General features: G+C 74.4%; 12 protein-coding genes. 3 read left to right on the top strand and 9 right to left on the bottom strand.

Features of this window, described 5'->3' with window-relative positions; all coding sequences use genetic code 11:
- Positions 1-200: 200 nt before the first annotated feature.
- The 7 genes from ACIRS1_RS25760 to ACIRS1_RS25730 form a co-directional block, all read right to left on the bottom strand.
- Positions 201-1,229, bottom strand: coding sequence for an N-acetylglucosamine kinase (locus ACIRS1_RS25760; RefSeq protein WP_402843900.1), 1,029 nt, complete (start codon positions 1,227-1,229; stop codon positions 201-203).
- 141 nt (positions 1,230-1,370) lie between these two features.
- Entirely contained in the window at positions 1,371-2,672 is a 1,302-nt protein-coding gene (locus ACIRS1_RS25755; RefSeq protein WP_402843897.1) for a 6-phospho-beta-glucosidase, read from the bottom strand.
- Positions 2,672-3,583 (bottom strand): carbohydrate ABC transporter permease, encoded by a 912-nt coding sequence (locus tag ACIRS1_RS25750; protein ID WP_387905948.1) that lies wholly within the window; start codon positions 3,581-3,583, stop codon positions 2,672-2,674. The genes ACIRS1_RS25755 and ACIRS1_RS25750 overlap by 1 nt, the downstream gene beginning before the upstream one ends.
- A 71-nt stretch (positions 3,584-3,654) precedes the next feature.
- Positions 3,655-4,653 carry a carbohydrate ABC transporter permease gene (locus tag ACIRS1_RS25745; RefSeq protein ID WP_387905946.1) on the bottom strand — a complete coding sequence of 333 codons (999 nt, stop codon included), beginning with the start codon at positions 4,651-4,653 and terminating at the stop codon, positions 3,655-3,657.
- A gap of 22 nt (positions 4,654-4,675) precedes the next feature.
- Positions 4,676-6,031, bottom strand: coding sequence for an ABC transporter substrate-binding protein (locus ACIRS1_RS25740; protein ID WP_360215856.1), 1,356 nt, complete (start codon positions 6,029-6,031; stop codon positions 4,676-4,678).
- Between the two features lie 154 nt (positions 6,032-6,185).
- Positions 6,186-7,376 (bottom strand): ROK family transcriptional regulator, encoded by a 1,191-nt coding sequence (locus ACIRS1_RS25735; protein ID WP_360215853.1) that lies wholly within the window; start codon positions 7,374-7,376, stop codon positions 6,186-6,188.
- 417 nt (positions 7,377-7,793) lie between these two features.
- The gene (locus ACIRS1_RS25730) at positions 7,794-8,966 is read right to left on the bottom strand and encodes a mechanosensitive ion channel family protein (RefSeq protein WP_402843891.1); all 1,173 of its coding nucleotides are present in this window, start codon (positions 8,964-8,966) and stop codon (positions 7,794-7,796) included.
- A gap of 436 nt (positions 8,967-9,402) precedes the next feature.
- Between ACIRS1_RS25730 and ACIRS1_RS25725 the strand changes: the two genes are divergently transcribed.
- Positions 9,403-10,047, top strand: a complete 645-nt coding sequence (locus ACIRS1_RS25725; protein ID WP_360215847.1) for an HNH endonuclease — start codon at positions 9,403-9,405, stop codon at positions 10,045-10,047.
- Positions 10,048-10,214: 167 nt separating this feature from the next.
- Here ACIRS1_RS25725 and ACIRS1_RS25720 read toward each other — a convergent pair whose 3' ends face one another.
- Positions 10,215-14,204, bottom strand: a complete 3,990-nt coding sequence (locus tag ACIRS1_RS25720; RefSeq protein ID WP_402843887.1) for a beta-N-acetylglucosaminidase domain-containing protein — start codon at positions 14,202-14,204, stop codon at positions 10,215-10,217.
- A gap of 289 nt (positions 14,205-14,493) precedes the next feature.
- On the opposite strand from ACIRS1_RS25720, the gene malQ reads away from it, so the two are divergent.
- Together malQ and ACIRS1_RS25710 are read left to right on the top strand one after the other, a co-directional pair.
- Positions 14,494-16,578, top strand: coding sequence for a 4-alpha-glucanotransferase (malQ, locus tag ACIRS1_RS25715; protein ID WP_402844007.1), 2,085 nt, complete (start codon positions 14,494-14,496; stop codon positions 16,576-16,578).
- A 320-nt stretch (positions 16,579-16,898) separates the two neighbouring features.
- On the top strand, positions 16,899-17,072 hold the full coding sequence (locus ACIRS1_RS25710; RefSeq protein WP_360215841.1) for a hypothetical protein: 174 nt from the start codon (positions 16,899-16,901) through the stop codon (positions 17,070-17,072).
- A gap of 88 nt (positions 17,073-17,160) precedes the next feature.
- On the opposite strand, the gene pepN is transcribed toward ACIRS1_RS25710, so the two are convergent.
- Complete coding sequence (gene pepN / locus ACIRS1_RS25705; protein WP_402843884.1) at positions 17,161-19,740, bottom strand: aminopeptidase N; 2,580 nt, start codon at positions 19,738-19,740, stop codon at positions 17,161-17,163.
- Positions 19,741-19,929 lie beyond the last annotated feature (189 nt).

The raw sequence follows: 19,929 nt of genomic DNA, 5'->3' as shown, positions 1-19,929 counted from the left end.
TGTCTCCGAGCGGCGGGCGGACGTCGTCACCCAGGTCTCACGCCCGGTCCACGGGCTGTGGTTCCCGCCCCCGCCGGACGTGCGGATCCGGCGGGGGCGGGGGTCTCAGGGGGTGGGGGTCTCGGGGGCGGGGTCTCGGGAGGCGGGCGCCTCAGGAGGCGGGGACGCGGCCACCGCCCCGGGCCGGCCCGCGGCCGGCCTCAGCGCACCGGCTCGGCCACCGGCCGCGGCACCTCGTACGCCTCGCGCACCCGGGCCTGCGCCCCGGCCCCGGCCCCGAGGTGGTCGAGCCCCAGCAGCGCGGCGCCCAGCACCGGCGGTGCGACGACGACCCGCGGACGGGCCAGCGGGGCCGCCCGCGCCAGCCGGGCCGTCAGGTTGTCCAGCAGCAGCGGCTGCCGGGAGGCGAGCACTCCGCCGCCGAGGACCACCGGGGCCGGGCTGTCGAGCAGGTCGAGCCGCCCGAGCGCCACCACGGCCAGCCGGACGATCTCGTCGGCCTGCCGGTCGATCAGCTCCAGCGCGACGGCGTCCCCGTCCCGGGCGACCGCGAACAGCACCCGGACGATCTCGTGCAGCCGGTCGGGCGGCAGCTGGCCGAGGTGGACGGCCTCGGCCACGGCGCCGGCGCTGGGCAGCCCGAAGTGCGCGGCGATGGCGGGGGCGAGCGCGGTGGGCCCGCCGCGCCCGTCCTCGGCGCGCACGGCGTGCCACATGCTGGTGGCGGCGAGGCCGGAGCCGCCGCCCCAGTCGCCGGTGAGCTCGCCGAGGGCGGGGAAGCGGGCGGTGCGGCCGTCGGGCAGCAGGCCGACGCAGTTGATGCCGGCGCCGCAGACCACGGCGACGCCGCGCGGGCCGTCGGTGCCGGCCCGCAGCAGACCGAAGGTGTCGTTGACGACGGTGTTGCTGACGCCCCAGGGGTGGGCCTCCAGCGCCCTGCGCAGGCCCTCCTCCTCGACCGGCAGGTCGGCGTTGGCGAGGCAGGCGCTGACGTGGCTGGTGAGGACGCCGTTCCAGGACGGGTGGCCGGCCGCGGCGGCGGCCTCCCGCACGAGCGGGGCGAGGCCCGCGACGGCTGCGGCGCCGCCGATCCGCTGGGGTGCGAAGCCGCCGCCGCGGGCGGTGCCGCGGACGGTGCCGTCGAGCCCGATCAGGGCGACGTCGGTCTTCGAGTTGCCGGCGTCGATGGCGAGGACGCCGGGCAGGAGTGGTTCGGGCTGGTGGGTCATCAGGTCCCCGCGGCTCGTACGTGGCCCGGCCGTGGTCGTCGGCCGGGGGTGCCCGGCCGTGTACCGGCCGGGGTGGTCGGTCTCCTCGCACCGCCCGGCCCGCGACACCCTCGTCTCGCGGGCCGGGCCGGCTCCGGGGCGTCAGGCCCAGGCGAGGTGCTCGCGGTTGTGGGCGAGCAGCCGATCGGTGAGCCGGTCGGCGAGTTCGATCTGGCCGACCAGCGGGTGGGCGAGCAGGGCGTCGAAGACCCGGTCGCGGCCGCCGTGCAGGGCGGCGTCGAGGGCGAGGTGCTCGTAGGCGGTGACGGCGGCGACGAGGCCGGCGTAGAGCGGTTCGAGCGGGCGCTGGGGCATCGGGCGGACGCCGTCGGGGCCGACCTCGGCGGGCACCTCGACGACGGCGTCGTCGGGCAGGAACGGCAGCACGCCGTCGTTGCGGGTGTTGACGACCTGGACGGACGTCCCGCCGTCGGTGCCCAGCAGGGCGGCGATGAGCTGGACGGCGGCCTCGGAGTAGAAGGCGCCGCCGCGTTGGCCGAGCAGCTCGGGCTTGGTGTCGAGGGCCGGGTCGGCGTACATCTCCAGCAGCCGGCGCTCGATCTCGGCGACCTGGGCGGCCCGCGAGCCCTGGGCCCGCAGTTCCTCGACGACCGCGTCGTGCTGGTAGAAGTACCGCAGGTAGTACGAGGGGACGACGCCGAGGCGTTCGACCAGGGGCTGCGGCAGGTGGAGGTCCGCGGCGATCTCCTTGCCGAAGCCGCGGAGCAGTTCGGGCAGCACCTCGCGCCCGCCGGCCGCGCCCGGCGCGTCGAGCAGGGTGACTCCGCGCTCCCAGGTCAGGTGGTTGAGCCCGACGTGGTCCAGCCGGATCAGCTCCGGGGCGACGCCCAGGTGCGCCGCGAACTTGCGCTGGAAGCCGATGGCGACGTTGCACAGGCCGACGGCCTTGTGGCCGGCGCCCTGCAGGGCGCGGGTGACGATGCCGACGGGGTTGGTGAAGTCGACGATCCAGGCGTCCGGGTTGGTCCGGCGGACCTCCTCGGCGATGTCCAGGACGACCGGGACGGTGCGCAGGGCCTTGGCGAGCCCGCCCGCGCCGGTGGTCTCCTGCCCGACGCAGCCGCACTCCAGCGGCCAGGTCTCGTCCCGGTCGCGGGCGGCCTGGCCGCCGACGCGCAGCTGCAGCAGCACCGCGTCGGCGTCGGCGACGCCCGTCCCGACGTCGGTGGTGGTGGTGACGGTGGCCTGGTGGCCCTGCTTGGCGAAGATCCGCCGGGCGAGGCCGCCGATGAGCTCCAGCCGTTCGGCGGCCGGGTCGATCAGGACGAGTTCGCCGATCGGGAGGGTGTCGCGCAGCCGGGCGAAGCCGTCGATCAGCTCCGGGGTGTACGTCGAACCGCCGCCGACGATGGCCAGCTTGAGCGCGGACTTGCGTGCGGACATCAGCCCTTGACCCCTGTCAGTGTCACGCCTTCGATGAAGGCCTTCTGTGCGAAGAAGAAGAGGACGATCACCGGCGCCATCACCAGCAGGGTGGCGGCCATGGTGAGGTTCCAGTTGGTGTGGTGGGCGCCCTTGAAGGACTCCAGGCCGTAGGAGAGGGTCCAGGCGTCGTGGTTGTTGCTGGCGTAGATCTGCGGGCCGAAGTAGTCGTTCCAGCAGTAGAAGAACTGGAACAGTGCGACGGCGGCGATGGCCGGTCTGGCCATCGGCAGGACGACCCTGAGCAGGGTGCGCAGGTCGCCGCAGCCGTCGATCCGGGCGGCCTCGATGTACTCCTTGGGGATGGTCAGCAGGAACTGGCGCAGCAGGAAGATCGAGAAGGCGTCGCCGAAGGCCATCGGGATGATCAGCGGCCAGAGCGAGCCGCCGAGGCCGAGCTGCTTGGCCCAGAACAGGTACATCGGGATGACGGTGACCTGCGGCGGGAGCATCATCATGGCGATGACGGCCATCAGGGCGAGGTTGCGGCCGCGGAAGCGGAACTTGGCGAGCGCGTAGGCGACCGGCAGGCTGGAGACGACGGTCAGCAGGGTGCCGAGGCCGGCGTAGAGCAGGGTGTTGCGCCACCAGGTGAGGAAGCCGGGCGTCTCCCAGACCTTGCCGTAGTTGCCCCACTCCCAGGAGGTGGGCCAGTAGTCGGTGGTGAGCGCCTGCTGGTCGGTCATCACCGAGGTGAGGAAGGCGAAGACGAACGGCAGCAGGAAGAACAGGGCGGCGGCGATGGCCAGGGAGTGCACGGCGACCCAGTTGAGCAGGGCGCGGCGCCGGGCGGCCCGGGCGGCGGCCGTGCCGGGGGCGCGGGGGGTGCCGGCCGGGGAGGGCGCCTGGGTGAGCGTGGAGCTGAGAGTCATGATCGGGTCCTCACTGGTCCGCCGGGTCCGTCGATTGCTGCCGGCGAGCGCTGGGGCTTGTCTGACGATCCCTAGTCATCGCTCGCCATGAAGCCGGAGTTGCGGCGGAGCAGGACCGAGGTGACGGCCATCGAGATGGCGAACAGCACCAGGGCGACGACGCACGCCGCGCCGTAGTTGAAGCGCTGGAAGCCGAGGTTGTAGACCATCTGCGGCAGGGTCCAGGTGGAGCCCTGCGGGAACCCGGGTTCGAACTGCTGGCCCGAGTTGCCCGCGATGCCGCCGGCGACCTTCCCGGCGACGATCGCCTGGGTGTAGTACTGCATGGTCTGGATGACCCCGGTGACCACCGCGAACATGATGATCGGGGAGATGTTCGGCAGCGTGACGTACCGGAACCGCTGGACGGGGCCGGCACCGTCCAGTTCGGCCGCCTCGTACTGCTCCCTGGGGACGTCGAGCAGGGAGGCCATGAAGATGACCATCAGGTCGCCGATGCCCCACATGGCGAGCATGGTGAGCGCGGGCTTGGACCAGTTCGGGTCGGCGAACCACCCGGGCTGCGGCAGCCCCAGCTCCCCGAGGAAGTGGTTGACCGGGCCGGTGCCGGGGTTGAGCAGGAAGGCGAAGGCGACGGTGGCGGCCACCGGCGGTGCCAGGTAGGGCAGGTAGAAGGCGGTGCGGAAGAAGCCGACACCGGTCTTGACCTTGGTGATCAGCAGTCCGATGCCGAGGCCGAAGGCGACCCGCAGGCCCACCATGACGACGACCAGCCACAGGGTGTTGCGCAGGCCCTGCCAGAACGCCGGGAGGTCGTTGAAGACGTAGTCCCAGTTCTGCAGGCCGTTCGGGGTGGGGGCGCCGAAGCCGTTGTACTTGGTGAAGGAGAAGTAGACGGTGGAGATCAGCGGGTAGAGGAAGAAGACCGCGAAGCCGATCAGCCAGGGGGAGAGGAAGGCGAGGGTGCGGGCCGCCTCCCGGCGGCGCTTCCGGCGCAGCAGGTGCTGCGTGGAGGGCGCCGCCGGGTCGGTGGGGCCGGTGCCCTTGCGGGTGCCGAGCGCGAGTGACATGGGAGCTCCGTGGGCGGTGCCGCTACTTGGCCTGGGCGATGGCCGAGTCGATCTCCTTGGCGGTGGCGGCCAGGCCGGCCTGGAGGTCGGCCTGCTTGCCGGACTCGTGGGCGTACCCGAGGTTCTGCAGGGAGACGATGTAGCCGCCGCCGTTGACGCTCGCCGGGGTGGTGCCCGAGCCGGGGTTCTTGGCGATGTCCAGGAAGGTCTTGAAGTTCGGGTCGCTGATCAGCTTCGGCGAGTTGAGTGCGTCGAAGGTGCTCGGCACGTTGTGGATGGCGTTGGCGAAGTTGACGACCGCGTCGGTGTCGGTGGTCAGGTACTTGACCAGCTCCCAGGCTGCGGCCTGCTTCTTGCTGCCACTGGCGATGCCGATGATGGTGCCGGTCTGGTAGCCGCGGCCGTAGGTGGCGGCCTGGTCGTCCGGGACGGGGAACGGCGCGGTGGCCCAGTCGAAGTCGGGCTTGTTCTCGGCGAGCGAGGCGGTGCGCCACTCGCCGTCGATGGCCATCGCGACCTGGCCGGTGTGGAAGGGGTTCTTGGCGCTGAACTCCTCGCCGAAGGCGGAGCGGTACTTCTCCAGCTTGTCGTAGCCGCCGAGCTTGTCGACCAGGCCCTTCTGCCAGGTGAGCATCGCGCCGACCTTGGGGTCGGAGGCGATGGTGGACTTGCCCGCGGCGTCGAAGTACGTCGGGCCGTACTGGCCGAGGAAGTGCTCGGTGGTGGACTCGTAGCCGTGGTAGAGCGGCATGAACCCGAGCTGCTTGTAGCCGTCGCCGTCGGCGACGGTCAGCTTGGCGGCCGCGTCGGCGAACTCGCTGAAGGTCTTCGGCGGGGCGGTGATGCCGGCGGCGGCGAAGGCCTTCTTGTTGTAGTAGAGGCCGAAGGCGTCGCCGAGCAGCGGCAGGGAGCACTGGTTGCCCTGGAACTGCGTGTAGTCGAGCATCGCGGCCGGGAAGGTCTTGGCGGCGTCGATGCCGCTCTTGGCCAGGAGGGGCTTGAGGTCGGCGAAGGCCTTGGTCGAACAGAACATGCCGACGTTGTTGGTGGTGAAGGAGGAGACCACGTCGGGCGCGTCGTCGCCGCCGGCCCGCAGGGCCTGGTTGACCTTGTCGTCGGCGATGTTGCCGACGGCCTTGACGTGGATGTTGGGGTGGGCCTTCTCGAAGGCGGCGATGTTGTCGTTGATCGCCTTCACCTCGTTGTCCTGGCTCCAGCCGTGCCAGAAGGTGATGGTGACGTCCTTGCCGCTGGCCGAGTCGTCGTTGCCGCCCGCGTCGTTGCTGCCGGTGCAGGCGGTGGCGAGCAGGGCCAGGACGGCACCGCCGGTGACGGCGGCGAGCGTGCGGCGGCCTCTGCGGGAGGTGGTGGGGTGCACTTCGAGGTCCTCCTGGGGGTGCGCGGGCAGGCGTCATTGCCTCTGGTCCCGCGTTCGGGGGTTGGGGAGAGGTGGGTGCAGGGGGGCGTTCGGGGGGCAACGGGTGCGCAGGCGTCGGTGGGTGGGCGTCCGGGGGCGGCGTCGGTGGGCGGTGTCAGTGGGTGGTGAAGACCGCCTCGCGGGCGTCGGCCAGAGCGCGTTGCAGCGCGCCGAGCAGGACGGGCGAGTCGGGCAGGGCGCTGCTGCGGACTTCGGGCCGGGCGATGGAGAGCCGGGCGAGCTCGTCCTCGACGAGCGCGCGCAGGCGTTCCCCGCCCGCGCTGGGCACCGCGCCGGAGAGGACCACCAGCTGGGGGTCGACGACGGCGACGATGACGGTCAGCCCGACGGCGAGCCGGCCGGCCAGCTCGGTGAGGAACGCGTCGCCGGCGCCCGGGGTCTCCAGGGCCTTGGCGATCGACTCCTCGGCAGTGGGTGCGCCGAGTCCGTGCTCGCGGGCGAGGGCGCGGACGGCGGGTGCGCCGACCAGGGCCTGGAACCCGCCGAACTTGCGGCGGCGCGCGTCCCACTCGACCGGTGAGCCGGGCACCGGCATGTAGCCGACCTCCCCGGCGCCGCCGGTGAAGCCGCGGTGCAGCCGGCCGGCGATGACGATCGCGGCGCCGGTGCCCGCGCCGGCCCAGAGCAGGACGAAGTCCTCGGAGCCCCGGGCCGCGCCGGAGGCCTGTTCGGCGACGGCGGCGAGGTTCACGTCGTTCTCGATCGACACCGGCGCGCCGATCGCCGCGGAGAGCTCCTCGACCAGGTGCGGCGAGTGCCAGCCGGGCAGGTGGGAGGCGTAGCGCAGCTTGCCGGTGACGGGGTCGGGGGCGCCGCCGACGCCGATCGCGGCGGTGCGCAGGCAGTCCTCGGGGAGCCCGGCGGCCCGGACGGCGGCGGCGACGGCGGCGGCCACGGTGGCGACGGTCTCGGCGGCGGGCACGCCCTTGGTGGGCACGGTGTGCTCGGCGAGCGTGGTGCCGGTGATATCGGCGACGGCGACCCGGATCCCGCTGTTGGTGACGTCGACGCCGGCGACGTGCGCGGCGGCCGGGTTCACCTGGTACAGCTGCGCGTTGGGGCCGGGGCCGCCGGCGGTGGTGCCGACCGGCAGGACCAGCCCGGCGGCCTCCAGCCGGGCCAGCAGCTGGGAGGCGGTGGGCTTGGAGAGGCCGGTCAGGGTGCCGATCTGGGTGCGGGAGAGCGGGCCGTTCGCCAGCAGCAGTTCGAGGGCGGCGCGGTCGTTGATGGCGCGCAGCAGGCTGGGGGTGCCGGCGAGGGGGGCCTTGGCCGTGGTCTTGGTCACCCGCGAATCCTCCTCTTCCGGCTGGTCGGGCGCGCTCCCGGGTGGCTCCCGCGGGGGCTTCGCGCGAACTGTTAGGAAACTTTCCAGTCGCTTGGGAAGGACCGTACGGTTCCCGTCAGCGGGGTGTCAATGGCCCGCGGGCCGGAGGATGCCGAAGCGTTACCGGACAGCACGAAGCCCCGCCCCACCGCCGGGGAACGCGTGCGGTGGAACGGGGCTCCGGGTCCGGCCGTCGGAGGCCGGGGGCGTGCCGCTGGGGCTTGTCTGACCATTCCCGCCGCGCGCACGACGCCGTGCATCCCGCCTGGACGCACCGCCGAATCGTCCGAGTACGTCCAGTACGAGGACGCTCCGGCGGCACGCCCAGCCGGGCGCCCAACGCCGCGCGCCGATGCGACGCGAATGGTCAGACAAGCCCTAGTCGCCGGACTTCGGCATCGGTATCGCCTCGGCCGCCTTGAACCGGGCCGAGTTCGGATCGCTGAGCGCCGACGGCGGGGCCGGCTCGGAGGCCGGCGCGATCACCACGCCGGTGGCCGGGGGCGCCGCGGCGGCGGCCGCTGCGGCGGCCGCCGGGGTCTCCTCCTTGACCTTGATCCCGGCCTGGTCGAAGGCGGTCTTGAGGCGCTGGCGCAGCGCCCGGGAGACCACCGACGACTTGCCCGGCGCCGTGCGGGCCTCGATCCGGACCATCACCGAGTCCGCCGCGACCGACTCCAGGCCGAGGATCGACACCGGCGCCCAGATCAGCTCGTCGTACGGCGCCTCCTTGGACAGCGACTCGGCTGCCTCCCGGATCAGGTCCTCGACCCGCAGCAGGTCCTCCTTGTACCCGACCTGGACGTCCACCGAGGCCGTCGACCAGCCCTGGCTCATGTTGGCGATCCGCTTGACCTCGCCGTTGCGGATGTACCAGATCTCGCCGTTCGCGCCGCGCAGCTTGGTCACCCGCAGGCCGACCTCCAGGACCGTGCCGGTGGCCACCCCGGTGTCGATCTCGTCGCCGACGCCGTACTGGTCCTCCATGATCATGAAGACCCCGGAGAGGAAGTCCGTCACCAGGTTGCGCGCGCCGAAACCGATCGCCACACCGGCCACACCGGCGCTCGCCAGCAGCGGGGCCAGGTTCACGCCCAGCGCGGACAGCACCATCAGCGCGGCCGTGCCCAGGATCGTGAACGAGGCCACGCTGCGCAGCACCGAGCCGATCGCCTCCGAGCGCTGCTGGCGCCGCTCCGGGTTCACCACCCCGGTGTTCGCCAGCAGCCCGCCGAGCCGGCTCTCCTCCTGGTGCTCGTGGGAGCGCGCCATCCTGGCTATCAACTGGGTGATCAGCTTGCGCACCACGGCCCGCAGCACCAGGGCCAGCAGCACGATGAAGACGATCCGCACCCCGCCGGCCAGCCAGCCCTGCCAGTGCGTGTCGAACCAGCTGGCGGCCTGCTTGGTGGTGTCGCTGACCTCCTGCGCGCTGGTCGGGATTCTCAGGTCCAGCTGCGGCAGCTGCGGCGCGGTCGGGCTGGGGGCCGGCGTCGGGGTGGTGAGCGTCGAGGACGCGTCGGCGGGGCCGGTGGCGCCGGAGCGGAACACGTGCGGGACCTTCCTGCAGGGGGCGTGGCGGGCCCGCGCCGCGGCACGCGGCCCGCGGACCGTCCGGCTTAGCCTAGCCGCCACCGGGCACCCGCCCCGACACGCCGGAGGGCGTACCGGACGGCCCGGACGCCCCGTCAACGCCCCGGTGCGCTCCCCCGGCCGCCGGGGCCCGGGGCTGCTCCGACCGGCCGAGTCGTCCTCCGGGAGGGTTCCCGGGGGCACCCCGGCGGCACCCGGGTGCAACCCGACCCTCCCCAGGGCATACCGGCTATGACAGAGACCACACCCGCAGTTCCGGTCAGGTCCGTTACACAGGAGTGGTGGCGCCGTACGAAGGCGTAAGGCGACACTGGGGGAGATCACACACCAGTTGTGCGATCCAACCGCTCGTCCCGGCGCGAGCCACGCGCCGCAGGCGTCCAAGGAGGCATCCGTGCCGCATGTCCTGGTCCTCAACGCGTCCTACGAGCCACTCGGCGTCGTATCGATGCGCCGCGCACTCATCCTGGTCCTCAACCACAAGGCGGTCAGCCTGGAGGACACGGGAGTCACTCTGCACAGCGCCACCAGCGCCCTCCCGGCGCCGTCCGTCGTCCGTCTGACCCGTTTCGTCCGGGTCCCGTTCTGCGGGCCCGTCCCGCTCACCCGCCGGGCGCTGTTCGCCCGCGACCACGGCCGCTGCGTCTACTGCGGGGCCGCCGCCACCAGCGTCGACCACGTCATCCCGCGCAGCCGGGGCGGCCAGCACCGGTGGGACAACGTGGTGGCGGCCTGCCGCCGCTGCAACCACACCAAGGCCGACCGCCACCTCACCGAACTCGGCTGGCGGATGAAACGCCAGCCCGCCCCGCCCAGCGGACTCGCCTGGCGGATCATCGGCACGGGCATCAAGGACCCGCGCTGGCGGCCCTACCTGGAGCCGTACGGCGGAGCCGACCAACTGCGCGCCCCGCAGTGGGGCGAGTACGAACACCTCGACCATACCGAGCCCGGCCACACCGTCCCGCTCGGCCGGGCGCACGCTGCCCACCCCGCCCCGGTCCGCCGCGGCGAGCAGCCCGAGCCGCTCTCCGCCTGATCCCGTTCCACAAGGGCCTGCCCGTCACACCGTCGGTACGCCTCATGGGCCGCCGCGCCCCCCACCGGGGAGCGCGGCGGCCCGCCGCGTTGCGGGCGGCCGGGCGCGGTGCCGGGCGGCCGGGCGGCCGGGCGGCCGGGCGCGGTGCCGGGCGGCGGGGCCCGACCCTACGGCTTCGGCGCCGTCGTACCGCTCGGGGTGGCCGCCGGCGGGGCGGCCGGGGCGCTGGGGGTCGTCGTCGGGGTCGGGGTCGGCGCGGGGGTGGCCGGGGTGCCGCCCGGCTGGACCGGCGGTGTGACCGGCGGCTGCGGCTGCCCGGGCGTGGTGACGGCGTACAGCTCGACGCCCCACAGCGAGTAGCCGTACTTGGTGGCACGCGAGACGCCCTGCATGCGCACGAACCGGGCGCCGGGCGCGTCGAACCGCACGGTCTCGTCGCCGCCCTTGCCGTTGTCCACCGTCGCCGCGTCCGTCCAGGTGCTGCCGTCCGCCGAGACCTGGATCTTGTACGAGGAGGCGTACGCGGACTGCCAGTGCAGCACCGCCGCGCCCAGCCTGGTCGCCTGCGGCAGCTCCAGCTGCACCCAGGCGTCGTCCTTGGCCGGCGAGGACCAGCGGGTCTTCGGGTCGCCGTCGACGACCGACGCGACCGGGAAGTCCGCCGTCTCGTCGCCCGAGGAGGTGGCCTTGGCGCCGCGCGCCAGGTCGGCACCGCCGGTGGGCGGCACCACGTGCACCTGGAGCACCTGCTTGACGGTGGTCGTGCCGGCCACGAACTGCACCGGCACCTGGTACGTCCCGGACGGCGTGCCCGGGGCGGCGCTGACCAGCAGCGGCACGCCCACCCGGCCGCCGCGGGGCACGGTGACCCCGCCCGCGGGGGCCACGGTGAGGCCCTTGGCGGCGGCCGGCACCTCGGTGCGCAGCTCGCCGCTGGTGCCCTCGGGCCGGCCGGCCTCGACGGTGGCCCGGGCCTGGGCGGGGGCGGCCGCGCCGGTCACCACGTCCACGGACGGGTCGGTCAGGCTGAGCCGGGCCGCCGGGACGTCGGCGTACCAGGGGATGACCTGGTTGACGACCGGTGGGTCGCCGCCCGGCTTCCAGGTGAGCCGGAACGCGTCGGCGAGCTGCCCGCCGGCCTGCAGCTCGTTGTAGCCGGGCTGCACGGTGCCGATGTCGGTCCAGGTGCCGTCCTGGCGGCGCACCGCGACGGTGGCGGTGGCGTGCACGTTCGGGTCGGTGAGCACGGTGAGCCGGTCGAGCGGCCGGGCCGAGCCCAGTTCGACGGTGAGCGGCTCGTCCTGCGCGGTCGGTGCCTTGGCCGCGCGGTACGCGGTGTCCGGGTTGCCGTCCAGGACGGCGGCCGCGGAGGACCCGGGCAGCGCGGCGGGGCCGCCGGTCACGCTGGTGGGCGCGTCCTCGGGCGCGGTGACGGTGAACTCGCGGACGGCGACGGCGGTCTTCTGCGCCGCGGTGGCGCGCAGCCGCACGGCCCGGACGACGGCGCCGGCCGGCAGCTGGGCGCTGACGGTCTTCTGGTTCCGGACGACGGCGAGCTGCTTCCAGCCGCCCTCGCCGGTGGAGTACTCCAGCACGCCGTCGCGGATGTAGTCGTCGACGGCGGTCCGGCCGTCCTGCCCGCTGCCCCAGGAGCCCATCAGCACGGTGACGCTGCCGACCGGGCGGCCGCCGCCGAGGTCGACGCCGACCGCGTCGCCGGGCTGCGGGGGAGCGGAGCTCCAGTAGAAGGTGTCGGCCACGCCGTCGGTCATCAGCGCGGGCAGGTGGTCGTGCGCGGTGCCCATGGTGCTGGTGGGGGTGACCCCGCCGCCGACCACGCCGGCCCAGTTGTCGGCGGCCCGGACGGCCCGGTCCAGGAACGGGTCGAGCACGCCCGCACCGATCGTCGCCGGGCTCTGCGCGAGCAGTTCGCGCCGCTGGTTGAGCTGGACCCGGGCCTTCCAGGCGGCGGCCCCGTCGCCGCCGTGCTGGGCCAGCAGCATGTCCAGGGCGGCCTGTCCGGCCAGCCCGTAGTCGTGCAGCGGGGCGAGCCAGGGCGCGGCCTCGGCGGCCAGCTGGGCGGTGGCCTCGGTGCCGGAGAGGGTCTGCTGGGCGGTGGCCATCGCGGTGAAGGCGTCCCGCACCGGCGCGGCGGCCTCTATCAGCTTGGCGAGGTCGGGGGCGGCGCCCGAGGTGGGCTCGGCGGCGGCCCAGAACCGGTCGAGCAGCGGCGTCAGGTAGCCGGACTCCTGCTTGGACAGCGGCGAGGAGGAGCTGTTGCCGGCCAGCGCGGTGACGGCGGACAGCGCCGTCCCGACGGGCGTGGCGCTGGTGCCGTTCGGCCCGGCCAGCGAGCGCACCGCGGCCTGCCAGGACTCCTCCGGCTTGTACCCGGTCGGGTTCCAGGCGAAGTCCCCGGCGGTGGCGAGGGCTATCCGGGAGGCGACGGGCTGCTGCATCGCGCCGGTCAGCATCACCGCGGAGCGGGTGGCCACCTCCGGCTCGCGGCCGGTGTAGGCGCCGAGGAAGAGCCGGTCCGGGTTGGCGTCGTTGACCGGGTAGTTGTCCATGGTGACCAGCGGGTGGCCGTACAGGTCGCCGGTCTCGGCGGCCTGGGCGCCGGTGATCTTCTCCGGGATGACGCCGACGCCGCTCCACGCCACCTGCACGCCGCCCGGCAGGGCCGCGGCCAGCGCCTTGCGGTACGGCGTGGCGCCCTGCTTGTGGTACTCGGTGGGCACCACGGACAGCGGGGCCAGCCCCGGGTTCCGCGCGATCAGCCGGTCGTTCACCTTGGCCACCAGGGCGGCCTGGGCCTTGGCGGCCGCGGCCGGCCCGGTGCCGTAGGCGGAGCGGTCGTCGTCGCAGTGCCACTCGTCGTAGCTGACGTCCAGGAACTGCAGCTGGAAGGCGGTGAAGCCGAGCTTGCGCAGCCCGTCCAGCTTGGCGACCAGCGCGTCGACGTCCTTGCCGGAGCTGAAGCAGAGCGACTGCCCCGGGTCGATGGCGTAGCCGAGGGTGACGTGGTTCTGGCGGGCCCGGAAGCCCAGTTCGCGCAGCTCGTCGGCGCGGGCGGCGGGGTAGGGGTCGCGCCAGCGGGAGAGCCGGAACGGGTCGTCGCCGGGCGCGTAGAGGTAGAAGTTCTGCTTGGAGCGGCCGAGGAAGTCGACCTGGTCGAGGCGCTGCTGGGCCGTCCACGGGCTGCCGTAGAAGGCTTCCGCGGTGCCGCGCACCGGCGCACCGGTCGGCCAGTCCCGCAGCGTGATCCCGGGCAGGCCGAGCCCGGCGGCGCCGGCCGCCTGCCCCTGCCCGGCCGGGACGGCGGCGAGCAGCTGGCGCAGGCTCTGCGCCGCGTAGAAGGTGCCGGTGGCGTCGGCGCCGGCGAGCACGACCACGCCGTAGGTGCCGCCGCCCTGGGCGGGCAGCTGACCGGCCGACAGCACGTAGCCGCCGGTGGGCATCCCGGTGGTCGAGGGCACGGCGGTGCCGGCCGCGGCGGCCAGGTCGTGCAGCACCCCGTCCACCGCGCCGTCGGCGTCCTCGGCGGCGCCGCCGACGTACACCACCAGCGATCCGGCGGCCGGCGTGCCGGCGTCGGCCTGCGAGGTCACCGTCGTCGCGCCGGCGACGCCCAGCACCTCCCGGACGGCGTCGACGGCGCCGCGGTCCGCCTTGGGCGCGGTCACCAGCGCCACCGTGTCGGGGACGGCGACGGCCTTGCCGGCCACCGTCTGCTCCTGCGGGCGAGGGAACACCTGCGGGTTCGTCATGCTCCCCAGCGGGGTCTGCGGCGCGGTGCTGACCACGTCCGGCCCCGGCACCGCCGCGTACGCCGCCGACGGCACCGGCCCGGCGAGCATCCCGCCGAACACCGCCGCGGCCGCGACCCCCGCCGCGATCTGCATGGTCCGGCGCCCCGGCCGGCCCGCCGCGCGCCCGGCCCGTTCGGCCCGCACCGAGGCCAGCAGCGGCTCGGTGCCCTTGAGGTCGGCGATCAGCCGGTCCGCGGTCTTCGGGGCCAGTTGACGGCACGTCCGGGCCGTGGCCCGCCGCGCGGCCAGGGCCGCCGGGTGGTGGAGCACCTCGCGCAGTGCCGGGGCCTGCTCCAACTGCTGCCGCAGCCGCCGCCCGGCCGCAACGGAAACTCGGGCTTGCACAGGAGCCTCCTCGCCAGGCTGGACCACGTCGCCGCAACCCCACCAGCTGGCCAACCCGGTGTCAACGTCGCCGACGGCTATGACGGGTTTGTCCTGATTGGAGAATTCGGTGAAGCCCTCGCGCGCACCTCGTGCCGGTCGCCCGTTCCGCCTCCCCACTCGTGTCGCACAGGGTGGTCGGGGCGTCACGCGGGTAGGACTGTGGTCGTCCTGACCAGGCGTTGCCGAGACATCGCAGGAGCCGCGAGTGGCCGCTTATCTCGACCGTGACGGAGCCGACGGGCTGAAGGTGCCGGCGCAGGACGCGCCGCCACCACCGGCCGAACTGGTGGCACTGGCGCAGGCGTACGGGGTGGACACCCGGCACCCGGGGCCGGGCGGGTTGACCGTGGGGGCGCGGACGCTGGTCGCGGTGCTGGCGGCCCTGGGGGTGGCGGCCGGCACTCCGGAGCAGGTCCACGAGGCGCTGGAGCGTCACCGCACCGCCCAGCGGGCCCGGTTGCTGCCGCCGTGCGTCGTGGTGCGGGCCGGCCGGCGCACCGCCCTGGACGTGCCCGCCGACGCCCGGCTGCACGTCGAACTGGAGGACGGCGGCGTCTGGGAACTGCCGCGCGGACACGCGCACTGGCTGCCCGCCGACCTCCCGCTCGGGCGGCACACCCTGAAGGCCCGGACGGGCAAGGGCGAGGCCGAGGCCGCGCTGATCGTCGCCCCCGAACGGCTGCCCGCGCTCCCCGGCCGCGGCTGGGGCTTCCTCGCCCAGCTGTACTCCGTCCTCTCCGACCGCTCCTGGGGCATGGGCGACCTCGGCGACCTCGCCGAACTCGCCCAGTGGGCGGGCGCCGGCCTCGGCGCCGCCTTCGTCCAGATCAACCCGCTGCACCAGGCCCTGCCCACCGCCCCCGCCGACCCCTCGCCCTACCGGCCCTCCTCCCGCCGCTTCGCCGACCCGGTGCACCTGCGCGTCGAGGCGCTCCCCGAGTACGGGTACCTGACGGCCGGCCAGCGCGCCGAGGCGGAGGAGCTCGGCCGCCGCGCCGCCCGGCTGCGCGACGAGGTGCTGGTGCACGACGGCCTGATCGACCGGGACGCCGTCTGGGCGCTCAAGCGCGAGGCCCTCGAACTGCTGCACGAGGTGCCGCGCGGTGCCGGCCGCCAGGCCGCCTACGAGGCGTACCAGCGCCGCGAGGGCGAGTGGCTGCGCCGGCACGCGCTGTGGAACGCGCTCGCCGAGGAGCACGGCGCCGACTGGCACGGCTGGCCGAAGGGGCTGCGGCACCCGGACGGCCCGCAGGTCGAGCGGGCCGCCAAGGAGCTGGCCGAGCGCGTCGAGTTCCACCGCTGGCTCGCCTGGCAGGTCGACCAGCAGCTCGACACCGCCCAGCGGGCCGCACGGCAGGCCGGCATGCCGGTGGGCCTGATCCACGACCTGGCCGTCGGCGTCCACCCGGACGGCGCCGACGCCTGGGCGCTCCAGGACGTGCTGGCCGGCGGCATCTCGGTCGGCGCCCCGCCGGACGCCTTCAACGCCCACGGCCAGGACTGGGGCCTGCCGCCCTGGCGCCCGGACGCGCTGGCCGCCGCCGGCTACGCCCCGTACGCGGAACTGCTGCGCGCCGCGGCCCGGCACGCCGGGGCGATCCGGATCGACCACGTGATGGGCCTGTTCCGGCTCTGGTGGGTGCCGGACGGGCACCCGCCGACCGAGGGCGCCTACGTCCGCTACGACGCGGAGGCGATGCTCGGGGTGCTGGCCCTGGAGGCGCACCGGGCCGGGACGGCGGTGATCGGCGAGGACCTCGGCACGGTGGAGCCGGGCGTGCGCGAGGAGCTCGCGGCGCGCGGGATCCTCGGCACGTCGGTGCTCTGGTTCGAACGGGACTGGCAGGCGGCCGGCGAGGTCCTCGCCCCGGACCGCTGGCGCCCCGGCTGCCTGGCCACCCTCACCACCCACGACCTGCCGAGCACCGCGGCCCGGCTCTCCGGCGAGCACGTCGAGCTGCGCCACCGGCTCGGCCTGCTGGCCCGCCCGCTCGGCGAGGAACAGCAGGAGGCGGCCGCCGAGCTGGCGGACTGGCGCGCGGTGCTGACCGGCCGGGGGCTGCTCGCACCGGGCGAGCCGCTGTCGATGCCGGCGCTGTACCGCTTCCTGCGCGCCACCCCGGCGGAGCTGATCGGGGTCTGGCTGCCGGACCTCGTCGGCGACCCGCGCCCGCAGAACCTGCCCGGCACCTGGGACCAGTACCCGAACTGGCGCCTGCCGGTCGCGGACGGCGAGGGCGGCCCGGTCACCCTCGACCGGCTGGCCGCCACCCCCGCCGCCCGCCTGCTCGCCCACCTGCTGGCCCCGCCCAGCCCCCACCCCACCGTCTGACCCCCTGCGCCCCCGGGCCCCACCCCGGGGACCCCCACCCGCCCGGCCCCACCCCCGCCCGTCACCCCTACGCACCCCCGCCGCCAGCCGCCCCCGCGCACCCCCCGCCCCCGGAGGGCCGACCTCGTCGGGTCCGGTCCTCTCCCGTGCCCGCCTCCTTGCCGCCCGCAGGGCCACCCCGCCGTCAGCCGCCCCCGCGCACCCCCACCCCCCGGAGGGCCGACCCCGACGCGCGGAGGCGCATAAGCGGCGGGTAAGTTGGAAACGTGGACAAGAGGAACGCTTTGCGAGCCGGCGCGGTCTCCGCAACGGTCACGCTCATGATGCTGCTGTCGTCGCCCGCCATGGCCTACACCCGGGACGACGGTGACGACCCGGGTGCCGGCCTGAGCATCGGCCAGACCATCGGTCTGTACGTGCTGCTCCCGATCGCCGCCTTCGTGATCATCGCCGCGCTCGCCGGCATGCCGTACGGCAAGGCCAAGAAGAAGTAACCCACCGCGTCCACCAGGACCGCACGACGCCCGAGGGGGCGCCGGACACCGTCCGGCGCCCCCTCGGGCGTTCCTGTGCGTCCGCGGATCAGCGCCCGCCGGCCGCCGTGTCGACGGCCTGCGCCTTGAGCGCGCGCTCGATCCCGGCCCGGGCCTCGACGACCTGGCGCCGCAGGGCGGGCGCCGGCTCGGCCGAGGCCAGCCACGCGTCGGTCGCGTCCAGGGTGTCCTGGGTGACCTGCAGCGCCGGGTAGAGCCCGCCGATGATCCGCTGCGAGATCTCGTGACTGCGGGTCTCCCAGACCTCCTTGACGGCCGCGAAGTACTTGGCCGCGTACGGGGCGACCAGTTCGCGCTGGTCGGCCTGGTGGAAGCCGGCGATGACGGCCTCCTGCACGTAGTTGGTGAGGGTGTCCGACTCGACGACGGCGGCCCAGGCCTCGGCCTTGGCCTCGGCGGTGGGACGGGCGGCGCGGCAGGTGGCGGCGTGCTCCTGGCCGGCCGCGGTGTTGTCGCGCTCCAGCTCCTCCGCGATCCGGGCCTCGTCGGCGAGCCCGGTGGCGGCGAGTCGGGTGAGCAGGGTCCACCGCAGCTCGGTGTCGACGGCCAGGCCCTTGATCTCGACGGTGCCGTCCAGGAGGCCGGTGAGCAGGGCGAGCTGCCCCTCGGTGCGGGCGACGGAGGCGAGGGTGCGGGCCCAGGCGAGCTGGTGGTCGCTGCCGGGCTCGGCGGCGCGCAGGTGCTCCTCGGCGGCGGCGGCCCAGCGGGCGGTGCCCTCCTCGCGCCACTGCGGGTCGGCGTACGCGTCGAGGGCGAGCTTGACCTGCCGCTGCACGGACTGCACGACGCCGATGTCGCTCTCCCGGCCGATGCCGGAGAGGGCGAGCGCGAGGTAGTCGCGGGCGGCGAGCTCGCCGTCGCGGGTCATGTCCCAGGCGGAGGCCCAGCACAGCGCGCGCGGCAGGGAGTCGGTGAAGCCGCCGAGGTGCTCCGTGACGACGGCGAGGGAGTCCTCGTCGAGCCGGATCTTGGCGTAGGAGAGGTCGTCGTCGTTCAGCAGGACGACGGCCGGGCGGTGCCGCCCGACGAGCTCGGGCACCTCGGTGCGCGGGCCGTCGACGTCGAGCTCGACGCGGTCGGTGCGCACCAGCGCGCCGTCGGCGAGCTCGTACAGGCCGATGGCGATGCGGTGCGGCCGCAGCACGGCCTCGCCCTTGGCGCCGGCGGGCAGCGCGGGCGCCTCCTGGAGGACGGCGAAGGACTCGATCTCGCCGTCGGTGTTCAGCGTGATCGAGGGCCGCAGCACGTTGATGCCGGCGGTCTCCAGCCAGGCCGCGGACCAGGTCCGCAGGTCGCGGCCGCTGGCCTCCTCGAGGGCGCCGAGCAGGTCGGGGAGGCGGGTGTTGCCCCAGGCGTGGCGCTTGAAGTACGCCTGGACGCCCTGGAAGAAGGCGTCCTGGCCGACGTAGGCGACCAGCTGCTTGAGCACCGAGGCGCCCTTGGCGTAGGTGATGCCGTCGAAGTTGACCTGGACGTCCTCCAGGTCGTTGATGTCGGCCATGATCGGGTGGGTGGACGGCAGCTGGTCCTGCCGGTACGCCCAGGTCTTCATCTGGTTGGCGAAGGTGGTCCAGGAGTGCGGCCACTGGGAGCCGGGCGCCTCGGCCTGGCAGACGGCCTCGGCGTAGGTGGCGAAGGACTCGTTGAGCCAGAGGTCGTTCCACCACTCCATGGTGACGAGGTTGCCGAACCACATGTGGGCGAGCTCGTGCAGGATCGTCGCGGCGCGGGCCTCGTACGCGGCGTCGGTCACCTTGGACCGGAACACGTACTGGTCGCGGAAGGTGACGGCGCCCGCGTTCTCCATCGCGCCGGCGTTGAACTCCGGGACGAAGAGCTGGTCGTACTTCGCGAACGGGTAGGGGAAGTCGAACTTCTCCTGGAAGTAGTCGAAGCCCTGGCGGGTGACCGCGAAGATGGCGTCGGCGTCGAGGAACTCGCGCAGCGACGGGCGGCAGTAGACGCCGAGCGGCACCTTCTGGTCGCCGTTCTCGTAGCTGTCGAAGACGCCGACGTACGGGCCCGCGATCAGCGCGGTGATGTAGCTGGAGATGCGGCCGGTGGGCTCGAAGCTCCAGACCCGGGTGTCGCCGTCGCCGGCCGGGGTGGGGGTGGGCGAGTTGGAGACCACGACCCAGCCGGCGGGGGCGGTCACGGTGAAGGTGAACGCGGCCTTCAGGTCGGGCTGCTCGAAGTTGGCGAAGACGCGGCGGGCGTCCGGCACCTCGAACTGGGTGTACAGGTAGGTCTCGCCGTCGACCGGGTCGACGAACCGGTGCAGGCCCTCGCCGGTGTTGGTGTAGGCGCAGGTGGCGACGACGCGCAGCTCGTTCTCGGCCGCCAGGTCGGGCAGCGGGATCCGGCTGTCGGCGAAGCTCGCCGGGTCGAGCTGCGCGCCGTTGAGGGTGATCTCCTCGACGCCGGGGGCGACGAGGTCGATGAACGTGTCCGCGCCGGGGGTCGTGGCGGAGAACCGGACCACGGTGGTGGACCGGAAGGTGCCTCCTTCGCGGGCCGAGCTCAGGTCGAGCTCGATGTCGTACGCGTCCACGTGGAGGAGGTCGGCCCGGGTGCGGGCCTCCTCGCGGGTCAGGTTGGTGCCGGGCACTCGCTGCACTCCTTCGTCAGGCTGATGGTGCGAATCCTCCCACGGCCCGGCGGGCGGGCCCCCGAAAAAGCGCGAGCGGGGGGGGGGCCGGGGGCCCGGCCCCGGCCCCCCCCCCCCCGGGGTCCCCCGGGGCCGGTCCCGGGGGCACCCCGCCCCCGCGGCGGGCGGCCAGGAGTGACAACATACACC

It is taken from the genome of Kitasatospora sp. NPDC101176, assembly GCF_044768035.1.
Classification (GTDB): domain Bacteria; phylum Actinomycetota; class Actinomycetes; order Streptomycetales; family Streptomycetaceae; genus Kitasatospora.
Note: the sequence above shows the minus strand (reverse complement) of the source record. Positions and strands in the feature narration are given on the sequence as shown.

What these genes read in the sequence shown, in the direction of transcription:
- ACIRS1_RS25760 (WP_402843900.1), bottom strand. Translation starts at nt 1,229, where the DNA reads ATGACCCACCAGCCCGAACCACTCCTGCCCGGCGTCCTCGCCATCGAC.
- ACIRS1_RS25755 (WP_402843897.1), bottom strand. Translation starts at nt 2,672, where the DNA reads ATGTCCGCACGCAAGTCCGCGCTCAAGCTGGCCATCGTCGGCGGCGGT.
- ACIRS1_RS25750 (WP_387905948.1), bottom strand. Translation starts at nt 3,583, where the DNA reads ATGACTCTCAGCTCCACGCTCACCCAGGCGCCCTCCCCGGCCGGCACC.
- ACIRS1_RS25745 (WP_387905946.1), bottom strand. Translation starts at nt 4,653, where the DNA reads ATGTCACTCGCGCTCGGCACCCGCAAGGGCACCGGCCCCACCGACCCG.
- ACIRS1_RS25710 (WP_360215841.1), top strand. Translation starts at nt 16,899, where the DNA reads ATGATGCTGCTGTCGTCGCCCGCCATGGCCTACACCCGGGACGACGGT.